General features: G+C 67.6%; 15 protein-coding genes. 11 read left to right on the top strand and 4 right to left on the bottom strand.

Annotated features, from left to right (window positions below; translation table 11 throughout):
• Window positions 1-31 precede the first annotated feature (31 nt).
• Together U6958_RS29595 and U6958_RS29590 are read right to left on the bottom strand one after the other, a co-directional pair.
• On the bottom strand, window positions 32-1,330 hold the full coding sequence (locus U6958_RS29595; protein WP_016451794.1) for a TRAP transporter large permease: 1,299 nt from the start codon (window positions 1,328-1,330) through the stop codon (window positions 32-34).
• On the bottom strand, window positions 1,327-1,866 hold the full coding sequence (locus U6958_RS29590; RefSeq protein ID WP_016450270.1) for a TRAP transporter small permease: 540 nt from the start codon (window positions 1,864-1,866) through the stop codon (window positions 1,327-1,329). The genes U6958_RS29595 and U6958_RS29590 overlap by 4 nt, the downstream gene beginning before the upstream one ends.
• Window positions 1,867-2,193: 327 nt before the next feature.
• On the opposite strand from U6958_RS29590, the gene U6958_RS29585 reads away from it, so the two are divergent.
• The 8 genes from U6958_RS29585 (at window position 2,194) to U6958_RS29550 (ending at window position 11,515) form a co-directional block, all read left to right on the top strand.
• Window positions 2,194-3,129 (top strand): LysR substrate-binding domain-containing protein, encoded by a 936-nt coding sequence (locus U6958_RS29585; RefSeq protein WP_016450271.1) that lies wholly within the window; start codon window positions 2,194-2,196, stop codon window positions 3,127-3,129.
• A gap of 438 nt (window positions 3,130-3,567) precedes the next feature.
• A complete protein-coding gene (locus U6958_RS29580; RefSeq protein ID WP_016450272.1) occupies window positions 3,568-4,467 on the top strand; it encodes a transporter substrate-binding domain-containing protein in 900 nt (299 codons plus the stop codon).
• A gap of 113 nt (window positions 4,468-4,580) precedes the next feature.
• A complete protein-coding gene (locus tag U6958_RS29575; protein WP_016450273.1) occupies window positions 4,581-5,333 on the top strand; it encodes an amino acid ABC transporter permease in 753 nt (250 codons plus the stop codon).
• Between the two features lies 1 nt (window position 5,334).
• Window positions 5,335-6,006: an amino acid ABC transporter permease gene (locus U6958_RS29570; RefSeq protein WP_016450274.1), complete on the top strand. Its 672-nt coding sequence runs from the start codon at window positions 5,335-5,337 to the stop codon at window positions 6,004-6,006.
• A gap of 150 nt (window positions 6,007-6,156) precedes the next feature.
• Window positions 6,157-6,894, top strand: a complete 738-nt coding sequence (locus U6958_RS29565; protein WP_016450275.1) for an amino acid ABC transporter ATP-binding protein — start codon at window positions 6,157-6,159, stop codon at window positions 6,892-6,894.
• Window positions 6,895-7,085: 191 nt separating this feature from the next.
• On the top strand, window positions 7,086-7,697 hold the full coding sequence (locus tag U6958_RS29560; RefSeq protein ID WP_224986090.1) for an RNA polymerase sigma factor: 612 nt from the start codon (window positions 7,086-7,088) through the stop codon (window positions 7,695-7,697).
• Window positions 7,694-8,740 carry a FecR domain-containing protein gene (locus U6958_RS29555; RefSeq protein WP_046987577.1) on the top strand — a complete coding sequence of 349 codons (1,047 nt, stop codon included), beginning with the start codon at window positions 7,694-7,696 and terminating at the stop codon, window positions 8,738-8,740. Before U6958_RS29560 ends, U6958_RS29555 begins: the two co-directional genes overlap by 4 nt.
• A 360-nt stretch (window positions 8,741-9,100) precedes the next feature.
• Window positions 9,101-11,515 (top strand): TonB-dependent siderophore receptor, encoded by a 2,415-nt coding sequence (locus tag U6958_RS29550; protein WP_047326182.1) that lies wholly within the window; start codon window positions 9,101-9,103, stop codon window positions 11,513-11,515.
• Here the strand turns inward: U6958_RS29550 and U6958_RS29545 are convergent.
• Window positions 11,508-12,455 (bottom strand): MurR/RpiR family transcriptional regulator, encoded by a 948-nt coding sequence (locus U6958_RS29545; RefSeq protein WP_016450279.1) that lies wholly within the window; start codon window positions 12,453-12,455, stop codon window positions 11,508-11,510. The genes U6958_RS29550 and U6958_RS29545 overlap by 8 nt on opposite strands.
• A gap of 77 nt (window positions 12,456-12,532) precedes the next feature.
• Between U6958_RS29545 and U6958_RS29540 the strand changes: the two genes are divergently transcribed.
• From U6958_RS29540 to U6958_RS29530, 3 genes are all read left to right on the top strand, one after another.
• On the top strand, window positions 12,533-13,702 hold the full coding sequence (locus tag U6958_RS29540; protein ID WP_016451791.1) for a M20 family metallopeptidase: 1,170 nt from the start codon (window positions 12,533-12,535) through the stop codon (window positions 13,700-13,702).
• Between the two features lie 14 nt (window positions 13,703-13,716).
• Window positions 13,717-14,733, top strand: coding sequence for a tripartite tricarboxylate transporter substrate binding protein (locus U6958_RS29535; RefSeq protein ID WP_016450281.1), 1,017 nt, complete (start codon window positions 13,717-13,719; stop codon window positions 14,731-14,733).
• Between the two features lie 76 nt (window positions 14,734-14,809).
• Complete coding sequence (locus U6958_RS29530; protein WP_074920478.1) at window positions 14,810-15,838, top strand: tripartite tricarboxylate transporter substrate binding protein; 1,029 nt, start codon at window positions 14,810-14,812, stop codon at window positions 15,836-15,838.
• 4 nt (window positions 15,839-15,842) lie between these two features.
• Here U6958_RS29530 and U6958_RS29525 read toward each other — a convergent pair whose 3' ends face one another.
• Window positions 15,843-16,832 carry a tripartite tricarboxylate transporter substrate binding protein gene (locus U6958_RS29525; RefSeq protein WP_043819940.1) on the bottom strand — a complete coding sequence of 330 codons (990 nt, stop codon included), beginning with the start codon at window positions 16,830-16,832 and terminating at the stop codon, window positions 15,843-15,845.
• Window positions 16,833-16,859 lie beyond the last annotated feature (27 nt).

The raw sequence follows: 16,859 nt of genomic DNA, 5'->3' as shown, positions 1-16,859 counted from the left end.
GCGAAGGTCTCCTTGTTGAATTTTTGGGAAATCAGTAGCCCAGGCGTGCTGGGAGCCAGAGAGCCAGCTGCGGGAAGGCGATCACGGCGATCATCACCAGGAACATGGCCAGCAGCATGGGGCCGACCCAGCGCACGGTGGACTCCATGCGCACGCCCGCGATGCGGCAGGACACCATCAGGTTCACGGCCAGCGGAGGCGTGAACTGGCCCAGCGCCACCTTGAGCGTGAGGATGACGCCGAACCACACCGGGTCCCAGTGGTAGTGCTGCATGATCGGCAGCAGCAGCGGCACGAAGATCAGGAAGATGGAGATGCCGTCCAGGAACATGCCCACGGTGATCAGCAGCAGGATCAGCAGCGCCATCACGCCGTACTCGCCCAGGCCCGATTCCACGATGGCCTTGGCCACCGGATCGATCACGCCCAGCGTGGACAGCGAGAACGCGAAGATGCCGGCCAGCGACACCACCAGCAGGATCACGGCCGACAGCTCGCCGGCCTCGCGCAGGATGGGATACAGGTCGCGCAGCGTGATGGTGCGGTGGATCACCATGCCCACGAACAGGCCGTAGAACACGGCCACCACGGCGGCCTCGGTAGGGGTGAACCAGCCGGCGCGCATGCCGCCCAGGATCAGCACCGGGGCGGCCAGGCCCCAGGAGGCCTCGCGCAGGCTGCGCCAGAACGGCGGGCGCGGCATGGACGATTCCAGCGCACCCATCCTGTGCCTGCGCGACATCCACACGGCCGGAACGATCAGCGCCACGCCGGCCAGGATGCCGGGGATCATGCCGGCCGCAAACAGCGCCGGCACCGAGGCGCCGGGCACCAGCACCGAGTAGATGATGAAGGCCACGGACGGCGGGATCAGGATGTCGGTGGCCGCGGCCGCGCCCACCACGCTGGCCGAGAAGCTGCCGGGATAGCCGGCGCGGCTCATGGCCGCGATCATCACGCCGCCCACGGCGGCGGCATTGGCCGGGCCCGAGCCCGAGATGCCGCCCAGGAACATGGCCACGGCAATCGCCACCAGGGGCAGCATGCCGGGGCCACGGCCCACGATGGCCACGGCGAAGTTCACCAGGCGCAGCGCCACGCCCGAGCGGTCGAAGATCGAGCCCACGAGCACGAACATCGGAATCGCCAGCAGCGGGTACTTGCCCAGGCCGGCATAGAAGTTCTGCGGCACGGCCAGCAGGCCGAACCACTGCGTGTCGGGGCTGGCCAGCGCGATGGCGGCCGCACCTGCAAGGCCCAGGGCCGCGCCGATGGGCACGCCCAGGAGCATCAGGCCCAGGAAGGCGATGAAGAGCAGGGTCGCGATCATGGCGCCTTCTCCTCGTCCACGAAGGCGCCGGGGCGCCCCTGGCGCAGGAACAGTTGCAGCGCGCGCAGCGTGATCAGCGCCGAGCAGATGGGCAGCCACATCGAATACCACCACTGCGGCACGCCGATGCCGGGCGAGGTTTCCTCGAAACGGTAGTCGTCCCAGACCACGCGCACGCTCAGTGCGGCGATCACCGCGAACAGCAGGGCCACCATCAGCGTGCCGAAGCGCGCCAGGCGCTTCCTGCGCAGGGCGCTGCCGCCTTCGGCGAAGTATTCGATGCGGATGTGGGCGTTGCGCGCCACGGCCGCCGAGCCCGCGACCATGGCCAGCAGGATCATCAGGAAGACCGAGATTTCCTCGGTCCACGCGAAGGACGAGGAGGTGAAGTAGCGCACCAGCACATTGGCGAAGGTGATCAGGGCCAGCAGGGCCATGATGACCACGGTGAGCCAGTCCTCGATGCGCAGCGAACGCGGCTCGTCCGGCTGGGAAGGCGTCTCAGCGGCGCCGTTTTCGGTGGGAGGGGATGACATGGACGCGGGGAGTCAGAAAATTACACATGGCGGGGCAGATGCAGTCACTGAGCTTCCTCGGCGTCGTGTGCCGGGGGCCGTGAGGAAAAAATGTCACATTGGGTAAATGCGGCGCAGCGCCATTATGTGCGCATACGAGCGCCGCATCAGATGGCGGTTTCCTCAGTGTGGCGGCCCATGCGGGACGTTGATACGGGCATGCCCCGGCGTGGAGGCACCGACGAAGGGTCGCCCCGCACCGAGGGTGCCGTCCCCCTCCCGGAGAGAGAGGGGGAAGCGGCGTAGCCGCTCAGGGGGTGCCTTCCATCACAGCGGATAATGGCGGGCATGGAAACCAAATGGCTAGAAGATTTCGTCAGCCTGGCTGAAACACGCAGTTTCAGCCGCTCCGCCCAACTGCGGCATGTGACGCAACCTGCGTTCTCGCGCCGCATCCAGGCACTGGAGGCCTGGGCCGGCACCGACCTTGTGGACCGCAGCTCCTACCCGACCCGGCTCACGCCGGCCGGCAAGACCATGTATGACCAGGCGCTGGAGATGCTGCAGTCGCTGCAGAGCACGCGCACCATGCTGCGGGCCCATGTCAGCGCGGGCAAGGGCATGGTGGGGTTTGCCGTGCCGCACACGCTGGCCTTCACCTTCTTCCCGAACTGGGTCTCCAGCGTGCAGGCCAAGTTCGGGCCGTTCCGCAGCCGGCTGTTCGCGCTCAACGTGCACGACGCCGTGATGCGCCTGGTCGAGGGCGGCTGCGACCTGCTGATCGCCTACTTCCATCCGTCCCAGCCCTTCCAGCTTGACCCGGCGCGCTACGAGATGGTCAGCCTGGGCCATGAGGTGCTCGCCCCCTACGCCAGGCCCGACGCCGACGGCCTGCCGCTGCACCAGCTGCCGGGCCGCCAGGGCCAGCCGCTGCCCTACCTGGGCTATGCGCCGGGCGCCTACCTGGGCCGCGTGACGGAACTCATCCTCAAGGAAGCGGCCGAGGCCGTGCACCTGGAGCGCGTCTACGAGACCGACATGGCCGAAGGCCTCAAGGCCATGGCGCTGGAAGGCCATGGCGTGGCCTTTTTGCCATTCAGCGCCGTGCGCAACGAGCTGGAGGCCGGCCGCCTGGTCAGCGCCGCACCTGCCGGTGACGACGGTTTCCGCATGGACATGGAAGTGCGCGCCTACCGCGAAAAACCCACCAGCAAGGATGCGCCCCAGGGCGTGGCCGGCGCGCTGTGGAACTTCCTGCTGGAGCAGGGCGAGACCATCGGCTGACACGCCAGGCGGCACACATGAAGACAAAGGGGCTCTCGAGCCCCTTTTTGCTGCACGCTGGTGCACGGCAAAGCCCGTCAAGAGACCGACTTGGTGCATGGGTTATGCCTAGGGTAAACACCTATTGTGCATGGCATGCATAAGGGTTTCTGCAAACGGCATTGGCTGTGCTGCCACGCCTGGCATTAGAGTGCGCGCACAGCAGCCACGCCGTGTGCAGGCCCGCAGGCGCGCTGGATCGGGCAAAAAACGCGTGCCATGGCACGGCAGTTGCTTACCTGAATCTGGCTGACGTGCTGGAAAGCCCTAGCACGTGTCGGTGCTCCAGCACCGTGCGTGATTGCACAATATGTGTCACATCGTTGATAGTTCGAGCCAGCCCACAAGGCGACTTGACCGTTCTCAAGACCGTTTTCGTTCTCATCTCAGGAGACCCGTATGAAGAAGCATTTGTTGGCCATCGCCGTGACCGCCCTGGCTGCAGGCAGCGCTTTTGCGCAGGCTGGCGACACCCTGGCCAAGATCAAGTCCTCCGGCGCCGTGACGCTGGGCGTGCGTGAATCCTCCGGCCTGGGCTACACGCTGGGCAATGGCAAGTACGTGGGCTTCCACACCGAGATGGGCGAGCGCGTGCTGGCCGACATCCAGAAGCAGCTGGGCCTGGCCAAGCTGGACATCAAGTACCAGCCCGTCACCTCGCAGAACCGCATCCCCCTGGTGACCAATGGCACCGTGGACATCGAGTGCGGCTCCACCACCAACAGCCAGGCCCGCCAAAAGGATGTGGCCTTCGCCGTGACCACCTATGTGGAAGAAGTGCGCATCGCCGTCAAGGGCAACTCCGGCATCACCGGCATCAAGGACCTGAACGGCAAGACCATCGTCACGACGACGGGCACCACCTCGGTGCAGACCCTGCGCAAGAACAAGCGCGCCGACGGCCTGACCTTCAAGGAAGTCATGGGCAAGGACCACGCCGACAGCTTCCTGATGCTGGAAACCGGCCGTGCCGACGCCTTCATCATGGACGGCTCCATCCTGGCCGCCAACATCTCCAAGTCCAAGGCACCTGCCGACTACAAGATCGTCGGCGAAACCCTGTCGGTCGAGCCCATCGCCTGCATGCTGCGCAAGGACGACCCCGCCTTCAAGAAGGCCGTGGACGACTCCATCAAGCGCCAGATCGCCGACGGCTCGCTGGCCAAGCTCTATGACAAGTGGTTCATGCAGCCGATTCCCCCGGCCAACGTGAAGGTCGGCCTGCCGCTGTCCGACGCCACCAAGGACGCATGGGCCAACCCCAACGACAAGCCCATGGAGTCGTACGAAGTCAAGTAAGCACCAGCTGAATGCCGCCCCTTCTGCCATGCGGTTGGAAGGGGCGTTTTTTGTTGCGGCGCCGTTTTTGCCGGTAGTGCATTTTTCAAGAATCTGAATAAAGAGGTGCTCCTATGAGTTGGGATTGGCAGGTGTTCTGCCAGGACACCATTACCCAAGAGGTCGGTCAAAGCTGCTTCGGCAAGAACGGCGACATCACCTACCTCGACTGGATGCTGTCGGCCTGGGGCTGGACCATTTCCGTGTCGCTGCTGTCGCTGTTGATCGCATTGATCGTCGGCTCGCTGATCGGCACGCTGCGCACGCTGCCCGACCGGCCGTGGATCGTGCGGCTGGGCAATGCCTGGGTCGAACTGTTCCGCAATATTCCGCTGCTGGTCCACATCTTCATGTGGTACCACGTGGTGCCGTCCATCTTCCCTGCGCTGAAGTCCCTGCCGGGCTTCGTGCTCGTGGTGCTGGCGCTGGGCTTCTTCACCTCGGCGCGTATCGCCGAGCAGGTGCGTTCCGGCATCCAGGCGCTGCCGCGCGGCCAGCGGTACGCGGGCATGGCGCTGGGTTTCACCACGTTCCAGTACTACCGCTACGTGCTGCTGCCCATGGCGTTTCGCATCATCATTCCGCCGCTGACCAGCGAGACCATGAACGTGTTCAAGAACTCGTCCGTGGCGTTTGCCGTGTCCGTGGCCGAACTGACCATGTTCGCCATGCAGGCGCAGGAAGAGACTTCGCGCGGCATCGAGATCTACCTGGCCGTCACCGGCCTGTACGTGGTCTCCGCCTTTGCCATCAACCGCATCATGGCCTTCATCGAGAAGCGCTCGCGCGTCCCGGGCCTGATCGCTGCCAGCGGCGGAGGACACTGACATGAACCTGCAAATCGACTGGTCGTTCTTCACCTGGGACCTGTTCAGCAACTTCGTGCTGAAGGGCCTGTACTTCAGCCTGACGCTGACCGTCATCGCCACCATCGGCGGTGTGCTCTTCGGCACGCTGCTGGCGCTGATGCGCCTGTCGGGCAAGAAATGGCTCGATGTGCCCGCCACGCTCTACGTCAACGGCATGCGCTCCGTGCCGCTGGTGATGGTGATCCTGTGGTTCTTCCTGCTGATGCCGCTGATCATCGGTCGGCCCATCGGCGCCGAGGTCTCGGCCATCATCACCTTCATCGCCTTCGAGGCGGCCTACTTCAGCGAGATCATGCGCGCGGGCATCCAGTCCATTCCGCGCGGCCAGGTCTTCGCGGGCCAGGCCATGGGCATGACCTATGGGCAGAACATGCGCCTCGTGGTGCTGCCCCAGGCCTTCCGCAACATGCTGCCCGTGCTGCTGACGCAGACCATCATCCTGTTCCAGGACACCTCGCTGGTCTATGCCATCGGTGCCTACGACATGCTCAAGGGCTTCGAAGTGGCCGGCAAGAACTACGGCCGTCCCATCGAATCCTATCTGGCCGCTGGCGTGACCTACTTCGTGCTGTGCTATTCGCTGTCCTGGGCAGTGAAGCGCCTGCACAAAAAGATTGCCATCATTCGATGACACACCACCCCCTGAGTCGCTTCGCGCCTTCCCCCTTGAAGGGGGACGACGGCCTTGGCTGCGGGGCGGCACTTGCTGGCCGTCCCGCCCCCATGACCGCGCCCCTTGTCGGCGCGGCGATGGACAACTGACACGAGTCGGAGTGAACCAATGATTGAACTCAAGAACGTTTCCAAGTGGTACGGCAGCTTTCAAGTGCTGACCGACTGCTCCACCAACATCCAGAAGGGTGAGGTCGTGGTGGTCTGCGGCCCGTCGGGCTCGGGCAAGTCCACGCTGATCAAGACCATCAACGCGCTGGAGCCCTTCCAGAAGGGCGAGATCTTCGTGGACGGCGTGGCCGTGCACGATCCCAAGACCAACCTGCCCAAGCTGCGCAGCCGCGTGGGCATGGTGTTCCAGCACTTCGAGCTGTTCCCGCACCTGTCGGTGACCGAGAACCTGACCATTGCCCAGGTCAAGGTGCTGGGCCGCAGCGCGGACGACGCCAGGAAGCGCGGCCTCAAGATGCTGGACCGCGTGGGCCTGACGGCGCACAAGGACAAGTTCCCGGGCCAGCTGTCGGGCGGCCAGCAGCAGCGCGTGGCCATTGCGCGCGCGCTGTCCATGGACCCCATCGTGATGCTGTTCGACGAACCCACCTCCGCGCTGGACCCCGAAATGGTCGGCGAAGTGCTGGACGTGATGATCGGCCTGGCCAACGAAGGCATGACCATGATGTGCGTGACCCACGAAATGGGCTTTGCGCGCAAGGTGGCCAGCCGCGTGATCTTCATGGACGTGGGCGGCAAGATCCTGGAGGACTGCTCCAAGGACGAATTCTTCGGCAACCCGGAAGCGCGCCAGCCCCGGACCAAGGAATTCCTCAACAAGATCCTGCAGCACTGAACCGGTGCGGCCCTTGCGGGCACGGCAATCAAGGGGCGCTTCGGCGCCCCTTTTTTTTGTGGCCGCGGCGAGACGATGATGAGAATCGTTCTCGATACAATCGCCGGCTCAGCTGTTTGCACCGTGCTCCAGATCCCGCCCCCATTTCCCCGCCACCGGACAACTTCCACGTCCGCCGTGCCATGCCTGCCATGAAGCGCGACGACGCCCCGGGAGAGCCCGGTGGCCATTCCCGCAGTCTCTACACCCGCTGGCGCAAGCCGCTGCAGCGCATGCTGGCGCGGTACTTCAAGAGCCCGGCCGATATCGAGGATGCCTCCCAGGAAGTCTTCGTGCGCATGCTGTCGGCCGACAAGCGCCTGCCCGTGGACGAAGAGCGGCCCTATCTGCATCAGGTCGTGCGCAGCGTGGCGGCCTTCGCGCACCGCACGGCGCCGCAGCAGGCCGGTGTGCGGCTGGTGTCCGTGGAGGATTGCCGCGACGAGGTCGAGGCCCTGCCGGCCCGCGACGGAGCCGACCATGCGCTGGACGATGAGCGCCGCCAGCGCCTGGCCCGGCTGCGCGATGCCCTGAACGAGCTGCCCGAGCGCCAGCGCCAGGCCTTCGTGCTGCACCGCGTGCAGGAACTGACGCTGGAGCAGACGGCCGAGCGCATGGACATCACCGTGCGCATGGTCTCGCGCCACCTGAGCCGGGCACTGTCCTATTGCGAGATCCGCGTACGCTACGCCAGCGCCGAGCAAATGCGTGCCCTGCTGCGCGCAGACGAGCAGCGGCCGGGCGCCGCAGAGAACACACGATGAGCAACGAACTTCCCCCGGGCGTTTCGCCGCAGGAGCTGGTGGGGCTGCATGACAGGGCGGCCGACTGGTTCGTGCGCCGCCAGCAGCCGGACTGGACGGGCGCCGATGAGCGCGCGCTGGATGCGTGGCTGGGCGCCCACCCGCTGCACCGCAGCATCTTCGAAGGCATGTCGCGCCACTGGCATGGCGCGCCACAGCTCAGGGAATTGTTTCCCGATGAGTTCGGCGCAGCGGTGCCGCCCGCCGCGCCTGCCGTCTGCGCTGCACCAGCGGCCGCGCCGCCGCGCCAGCGCGTTCTTGCCCGCTGGCCCGGCCGCCCTGCGGCGGCCCTGTCCGTGCTGGCGGTGGTCTCGCTGCTGGCCTGGGGTGGCTGGTACCGCTGGGACCACACGCCAGGCTATACGCTGCAGGCCCGCACGGCGCCCGGGCAGACGCAGAGCATCGAGCTGCCCGATGGCTCGCGCGTGGCCCTCAACGTGGACAGCGAACTCCAGGTGCGCTACTACCCGCGCCGCCGCGAGGTGGTGCTGGATCGGGGCGAGGCCTTCTTCGAGGTCACGCCCGGCCCGGACAGGCCCTTCACTGTGGACTCCGGCGCCAGCCGCGTCCGGGTGGTGGGCACCGCGTTCAATGTGCGCGCCGGGCCGCCGCGGCTGGTGGTGAAGGTGCTGGAGGGCAAGGTGCAGCTGCGGCCCGAGCGTGACCGGGCTGGGGGCGATGTCCTGCTGCTGGCGGCAGGCGCGGGCGTGGCTGTGGACGGCGCCGGCCGGCACAGCACCGTGGTGGCCGATGCGGACAGCGTGGGCGACTGGCGCACGGGCCAGGTGCGCTTCAGCGGCACGCCGCTGGCGGAGGTGGCGCAGGAGCTGTCGCGCTATCTGGGTGCGCCCGTGGAGCTGGGCGACGAGTCGCTGGGCCGCCTGCGTGTCTCGGGCCTGCTGGCCACGGCCGCGCCCGAGCGCTTTGTGCGCGCGCTGCCGGCCTTGATTGCGGTACGCGTGCAGCCTCGCAGCGGCGGAGGTTGGCTGATCGTGCGGGGATGAATCGAAGGTTTGGAAACAATTTGTTTCAATCTGATGACCAACCCCAGGTTCCAGCTTTGCACCGGTTTTGGCTTCTATAGGGGCAGGGGCGTGGATTTTCCAGGCCCGCACGGCTGCCAGCCAAGGACCACCGAGGGCGCTCGTCCCTCACGCCCCAGCCAACGGCCGCAACACCTGACGCGCATGCGCGGGTGGGCTGGCATGGCTTGTCCGGCGCGGTTCCTGATCGCCCGCGACGGCTGCCTGCGGCCTGCCCGTCGCGTGCCCGTGCAACGGCACAGCAACGGAGAGGCAATGAGAGCGCAAGAAGCAGCAGGCAGGGAATTCGCAGGCAGGGGCACACATGCCCGACGCAGGAACATGAAGGAGCAGGGCGCCGGCCCGCAGGCCAGTCCGCGCCTGCTGGCGTGGCTGGTGGCCGGTGCCGTGGCCGGCATGGGCGCCGCGCCGTCCGCCCGTGCGCAACAGCTTCAGCAGCCGGCCGCCTCTTCACCGATGCCGTCATCCGGACAGCGGCTGGCCTTTGACCAGCCGGCCCAGCCGCTGATCAACGCGCTGCGCGCCTTTGGCCGCCAGACCCAGTTCCAGGTGCTGTACGACGAAGCCGTGCTGGTCGGCCGCCAGGCGCCGGCCCTCCGGGGCAGCTTCACGCCGCAGGAGGCCATGGACCGGCTGTTGGCCGGCACCGGCGTGACCGCGCACAGCACCGAGCAGGGCACGTTCACGCTGCGAAAGGCGCCTGCGCCTGAGCCTGCGCCGCAGGCGTCGGCGGGCACCACGCTGTCCACGGTCAACGTGACATCGCAGCGCATGGCCGCGCCGGGCAGCTACGTGGGCAGCGGCAGGAGCGCCAGCACCAAGCTGGACACGCCGCTGATCGAGACGCCGCGCTCCATCTCCATCGTCACCCAGGAACAGCTGCAGAACCAGGCGCCCAAGAGCATCGAGCAGGCCCTGTCGTACACGGCCGGCGTGTCCACCGAAGTCACGGGCGCGGACCTGCGCATGACGGGCGCCATCATCCGGGGTTTCAGCGATGGCAGCTCCTACTACAAGGACGGCCTGCGGCAGTTCTCGGCCGGCACCTATGGTTCGTGGAACGACGAGATCGACGAGCTGGACAGCATCGAGGTCATCAAGGGCCCGGCCTCCGTGCTCTTTGGCCAGGGGCGGCCGGGCGGCGTGATCAACGTGGTCTCCAAGAAACCCGAGGCCGACCATGTGAACAGCGTGGGCCTGTCCTATGGCCGCTACCAGCGCGCCCAGGCCACGGCCGATCTGGGCGGCGCGCTGGATGCCTCGGGCGACCTGCTGTACCGGCTCAACCTCAAGGCGCGTGACAGCGACGGACGCACCGTGGGCTCGCGCGATGACCGCATCTCCATCGCGCCCTCGCTGCGCTGGAACCTCTCCGGCCGCACCCACCTGACCGTGCTGGGCAGCTACTCGCGCGAGCGCGGCACGCCCAAGTCCTGGTGGCCCAGCCTGTTCACCTACCCGCAGATCAAGGACCTGCCTGCGCACCTGACGGCCGGCGACCCGTCCTTCGACCGCTTCGACCGCGACACGCGATCGCTGGGCTACGAGTTCTCGCACCAGACCGACAGCGGCTGGCAGCTCACGCAGAACCTGCGCTACTCCACCATCGACATCGATTACCGCCATATCTACGCCATGGACGTGCTGGCCGACGGCCGAAGCGTCTCGCGCGCCAGCCTGGCCCAGCGCACCAAGGGCCGCACGCTGGCGCTGGACACCCGCCTGCACAAGGACCTGCGATGGGGCGGGCTGCAGCACCGGCTGGCCTTCGGCATGGACCATGTGAAGTACAGGGAGCGCGGCGGCCTGGGCTTTGGCTGGGATGTGCCCGACCTGGACATGCTCGACCCCGCCTATGGCCAGTCCATCGCCTATCCAGAGCTGGAGGACAGCCGCACGGACCTGCGCCAGACCGGCATCTACACGCTCAACCAGTTCAAGTGGGACCGCTGGGTGGCCAATCTCAGCCTGCGCCATGACCAGGCGCGCACCACGCAGAACAGCAGCACCCAGCCGCGCATGAGCGACAGCGCCACCACCGGCAGCGCGGGCCTGCTCTACCTGTTCGACAGCGGCTGGGCGCCCTATGCGAGCTATGCGACCTCCTTCGATCCGGTCACGGGCCTGCAGTACGACGGCAATCCGTTCGAGCCCCGGCGCGGCAAGCAGTACGAGGCGGGCGTGAAGTACCAGCCTCCGGGAAGCACCTCGCTGATCACGGCCTCGGTCTTCGACCTGCGCCAGACCAACGTCACCACGCTGGACCCCGACCACCCGCGCTTCAGCATCCAGACGGGCGAGGTGCGCTCCACGGGGCTGGAGCTGGAAGGCCGCTTCGCGCTCACGCGCGAGCTGAACGCGCTGGCCAGCTACACCTACCTGGACCCGCGCACCACGCAGAGCAACCGGCCCGCCGAAATCGGCCGCCAGACCATACAGACCACACGCCACATGGCCAGCCTGTGGCTGGACTACCGCCCGCGCGCGGTGCCGGGCCTGATGGTGGCCGGCGGCCTGCGCTACAAGGGTCGCTCTCCCTACAACGTGGCGGCGGACGGCACGCTGAACATCAACGACTCCGCCACGCTGGCCGACCTGGCGCTGGCCTACGAGACGCCGCAGTACCGCATCGCGCTGAACATCAACAACCTGTTCAACCGCAAGTACTTCGCAGGCATCTTCCGCGGCGTGGATCGCGAGGCCACGCTGAGCTTCAAGTACTACTGGTCTATGTAGAAGACCTGCGCGCGGGTGGCTTGCGCGCGGCGCGAGCCGGCCCGCGCGGCTCGGGCGTCCTGATCAGCTGGTGGTTGAACTCCCTCCACAGCGCGTCGCGCCGGGCCAGCGCCTCGGACACATCGGCATGGCGCAACTGGGCCACGGCCGAGACCAGGGCATTGCACAGGTAGAAGGCGGCCGTGTAGGAGTGAAAGGGCGAGGCATTGGCCGTGCGCACCTGCAGCCAGTGGTGGGCCACGGTGGCCAGGGGAGCCGTGGGGCTGTCGGTGATGGCCAGCACCCGGGCGCCGGCTTCCGAAAATCGCTGCGCCACCTCGTAGGTGCCGCGTGAATACTGGCTCACGCTGAAGGCCAGCAGCGTGTCGGTGGGGCCTACCCACAGCAGCTGGTCGGCCGGTGCGATGGCGCCTGCATCCAGCTGCTGCACGCCGGGGCGGCACATGTTCAGGTGCAGGGCCAGCCAGGCGGAAACCGGCGAGCTGTTGAGCTGCGCCAGCACGAACACCCGGCCCTCGTCCTGCGCGAGCTGCCGGGCCATGGCCTCGAAGGCCGCCATGTCCAGCCCCTCGCGCGTGGACTGGATGTTGTGCTGGTCGTGCAGCAGTGCATCGTCCACGCACTCGCTCAGGCTGCGCTGCGCGCCCAGCAGCACGGGCGCGCGCTGGGCAGCCGTCTGCAGCAGCGCCGTCACCTCGCCGCGCGCCTCGCGCTGGGCCTCGGCATAGCTGGCATAGCCGAGCTTGGCGAACAGGCGCACCACGGTCGAGGCGCTGGTGCCTGTGCGCGCTGCCAGGGCGGTGGCCGATTCCAGCAGCGCATGCGGGTAGTCGCTGCCCAGGGTCTGGGCCAGCGTCTGCTCGCTGGCCGTCAGTTCCGCGCCCTGCTGCGCCAGGCGCTGCGGCAGCAGCAGCGCGGCTTTTTGCAATGGTGATTTCATGTTTTTCTTGTATATGCAACGTGTGTTGCAAAATAGGGGGTCGCGTGCAACACTGCATGCACTCTGGAGATTCCACCATGCACGATACCCTCGAACAAAGCCGCGTGCAGCAGCGCGCGAGACTGCTGGACTGGCTGGGCGGCCAGCAGCAGGCCATGCAAGATCTGTTGCACAGGATTGTCGATATCGACAGCGGCAGCCGCGATGAAGCCGGCATCCTGGCCGTGGCCCAGGCCCTGCGCGAGCGGCTGGAGGCGGCCGGCGTGGCCGTGCGCTTCGAGGACGTTCCCGGCTACGGCGTGCTGCTGCATGCCGACGTGCCCGGGCCCGGCGAGGGCGCGCCCATCTATCTGATGGGCCACATGGACACGGTCTTTCCGGCCGGCACCGTGGCGCGCCGCCCCTTCCGCGTGGAAGAAGGCCGGGCCTACGGTCCCGGCGTGGCCGACATGAAGTCGGGCCTGGTGCTCAACGTCTTCGTGGCCGAGGCCTTTGCGCGCTGCGGCGGCCTGGGCGCGCCGCTCAAGCTGTTCTTCTCGTGCGACGAGGAGATCGGCTCGCCCGCCACGCGCCAGACCATCATGGATACGGTGCGCGGTGCGCGCGCCGTCTTCAACGCCGAGCCGGGCCGCGTCAGCGGCAACCTGGTGACCAGCCGCAAGGGATCGATGGCCGTGGAGTTCGAGGTGCAGGGCGTGGCCGCCCACGCCGGCATCAACCACGCGGCCGGCGCCAGCGCGCTGGAAGCCATGGCGCGCAAGCTGCTGGCCCTGCATGCGCTGACCGATCCCGCCACGGGCACGACCACCAATGTGGGCGTGCTGCAGGGCGGCATCGTGCCGAACATGGTGGCGCCCCATGCCAAGGCCGAGCTCGATGTGCGCTACACGGCCCAGACCGATCCCGATGCGCTGATGGAGCGCATCCGCGCCATCGTGGAGGAAGAATCCGTGCCCCGCACCCAGGGCCGCGTCACCGCCGTGCGCCGCACCCTGCCCATGGCGCCCACGCCCGATGCGCTGCTGCAGCTGTACCGTCGCGGCGCGCAGTCGCTGGGCTTCGACGTGCAGGGCGAGTTCACGGGCGGCGCGGCCGACAGCGGCCTCACGGCCTCGGTGGGCGTGCCCACGCTGTGCGCCACCGGCCCCGTGGGCGGCCATCCCCATACCGAGCGCGAGTACTGCGAGCTGGCCACCTTCGTGCCGCGCGCCCAGGCCGTGGCCCTCGCCATCTTCGACCATCCTTGACTCCGCTGATACCCATGAAAAACCTGTCCGTGAATGCATCCTTCCCCACCCGCCGCAAGCTGCTGGGCGCAGGCCTTGGCCTGGCGGGCCTGTCCGCGCTGGCGCCGCTGGCCGCACGCGCCGATGACAAGTACCCCTCGCGCCCGATCACGCTGGTCGTGCCGTTTCCGCCCGGCGGCTCGGTGGACATCATGGGCCGCCAGTACGCCGAGCCCCTGTCGCGCATCCTGGGCGTGCCCATCGTGGTGGAGAACCGTCCCGGCGCGGGCGGCTCGGTCGCCACGCAGTACGTGTCGCGCGCCAAGCCGGACGGCTACACCCTGGTCGTGTCCTCGCAAAGCAGCCACCTGGCCAATCCGCTGACCCAGCCCAAGATCGGCTACGACCCCATCAAGGACTTCGAGAACATCGCCATCCTGGGCCGCCAGCCCAATGCGCTGATGGTGCACTCCAGCCTGCCCGTGAAGAACTTCCAGGAGTTCATCGAGTACGTGAAAAAGCGTCCCGGCCAGGTCAACTACGGCAGCGCCGGCATCGGCAGCATGGGCCAGCTCAACGTGGAAATGCTCAAGGCCGCCACGGGCATCTTCGCCACCCACATTCCCTACCGCGGCGGCTCGCCGCTGGTCACGGCGGCCATCGGCAACGAGGTGCAGTTCATCCTCGACAACCTGGTCTTCATGCTGCCCCATGTGCAGTCGGGCAAGGTGCGCGCCCTGGTCGTGGCCTCGGAGCAGCGCCTGCCCATGCTGCCCGACGTGCCCACCATGGCCGAGGTCGGCTATCCCCAGCTCAACATGAGTTCCTGGACCGGCATCGCGGCGCCTGCGGGCACGCCCGACGCCATCGTGCAGACGCTGCACAAGGCCGTGCGCCAGGCCGCCACCGCGCCTGCCATGGTGGCCAGCCTCAAGGAGCGCGGCGTGGTCGCGCCCGAGGAGATGAGCCCTGCCGCGTTCGAGAAGATGATGGCCGAGCGCCTGAAGCTCTTCGGCGAGGTGGTGCGCAAGGCCCATATCGTGGCCGAGTAAGCAGGGCACGCCCAGGGCGCCCCCAGGGCGCCCCGGATGGCCGGACGCAGCCGACGTATTTCCATAAGGAGGAGACATGAGCATGACCCCTATCGCCCGCCAGGCTGCCAGCCACCCTTCCCGCCGCCGTGTCCTTGGCGCGGGGCTGGGCCTGGGGATGCTGGCGCCGCTTGCGGCGCTGGCCGCCGAAGGCAAGGCCACCGGCTACCCCACGCGCCAGATCAGCTTCATCGTGCCGTTCCCACCGGGCGGTTCGGTGGATGCCATGGCACGCCAGTATGCCGAGCCCATGGCACGCTTCCTGGGCGTGCCCATCGTCGTGGAGAACCGGCCCGGCGCGGGCGGCTCGGTGGCCGCGCTGGCCGTGGCGCGCGCCAAGCCGGACGGCTACACCCTGGTCGTGTCCTCGCAGAGCAGCCACCTGGCCAATCCTCTGACCCAGCCCAAGGTGGGCTACGACCCCATCAAGGATTTCGAGAACATCGCCATCCTGGGCCGCCTGCCCAATGTGCTGGTCGTGCCCGCCAGCCTGCCCATCCGCAGCTTTGCGGAGTTCATCGCCTATGCCAAAAAGCACCCTGGCCAGCTCAACTACGGCAGCGGCGGCACGGGCAGCATGGGCCAGCTCAACATGGAGATGTTCAAGGCCGATGCGGGCCTGGACATCACCCATGTTCCCTACCGGGGCGGCACGCTGCTGGTCACCTCGGTGCTGGCGGGCGAGGTGCAGGTGTTCCTGGACAACCTCATCTCCATGCTGCCCCACATCCAGGCAGGCAAGGTCCGTGCACTGGCCGTGGCCTCCGAGCAGCGCGTGGCGCAGCTGCCCGATGTGCCCACTCTGGCCGAGGTGGGCTACCCGCAGCTGAACATGAGCTCATGGACCGGCCTGGCCGCGCCGGCCGGCACGCCCGCGCCCGTGGTGCAGGCCCTCTTCAAGGCCGTGCGCCAGGCCGCCACGGCGCCGGCCATGGCGTCTAGCCTGCAGGACCGGGGTGTGACCCCGCCCGAGGAAATGAGCCCCGCCGCCTTCGAGGCCATGATGTCCGAGCGCCTCAAGCGCTTTGGCGAGGTGGTGCGCAGGACGGGCATCGTGGCCGAGTGAGCTGCTAGTCCAACTGCACACCCACCTCGCGCACCAGCCGCCCCCAGTCCGCCAGGTCCTGGCGCAGCGTGTCGGCGAATTGCGCGGGCGTGGTCCGGGGCAGGTCGGTCAGGTTGAGCTCGCCCAGCTTTTTGGCCGTGGCCGGGTCCTGCAGCAACTGGTTGATGGCGGCGTTGAGCTTGTCCACGATGGGCTGCGGCGTTTTGGCGGGCGCGAAGACGCCGTACCAGGAATAGTTGTGGAACGGGTAGCCCGCCTCGGTCAGGCTGGGCAGGTCCGGCTGGCTGGGAATGCGCTTGTCGCCGCTGTGCGCAATGGCGCGCACGCGGCCCGCACGCACCAGCTCCACGGTGGAAGAGGTGTCCGCAAACGCCGCTTGCACCTGCCCGCCCAGCAGGCCCTGCACGCAGGGGCTGCTGCCCTTGTAGGGCACATGCTGCATCTGCAGGCCGGCCTGCTTGAGCAGGAATTCCATGGTCAGGTGCCCGCCCGAGCCCTGGCCCCAGGAGCAGTAGCTGAGCTGGCCGGGCCGTGCGCTTGCATAGGCCACGAACTCCTTGAGCGAATGCACGGGCAGATCGCGCGAGACCAGCAGCAGATTGCCGGCGCGCCCTATCTGCGCAATGGGCGTGAAGTCCTTCACCGGGTCATAGGGCACCTTGCGGTAGAGGCTGGGATTCACGGCCATGGACGCCGTGTAGGTGAACAGCAGCCGGTAGCCGTCCGGCGCACTGCGCGCGGCCTGCTCCACGCCGACCAGGCCGTTGGCGCCAGGCCGGTTGTCCACCACGAAGGGCTGCCTGAGCAGCCGGGTCAGGCCTTCGGCAAACACCCGCGCGATGGTGTCCGTGCCGCCGGCGGCGGCCGTGGGCACGATCAGCGTGACGGGGCGGGCGGGGTAGTTGCCGGCATCCTGCGCCGGCTGGGCGTGGCCCGTGCAGGCCATGGCCAGCAGCAGTGCCAGGGCCATGCCGTGCTTCTTCATCGTCTTCATGCACTTGTCTCCTTGTGTCGCCTTGAG

The sequence above is a fragment of the Delftia lacustris genome, assembly GCF_040267515.1.
GTDB lineage: Bacteria > Pseudomonadota > Gammaproteobacteria > Burkholderiales > Burkholderiaceae_C > Comamonas > Comamonas tsuruhatensis.
This window is presented reverse-complemented; position numbering and strand designations above follow the sequence as displayed.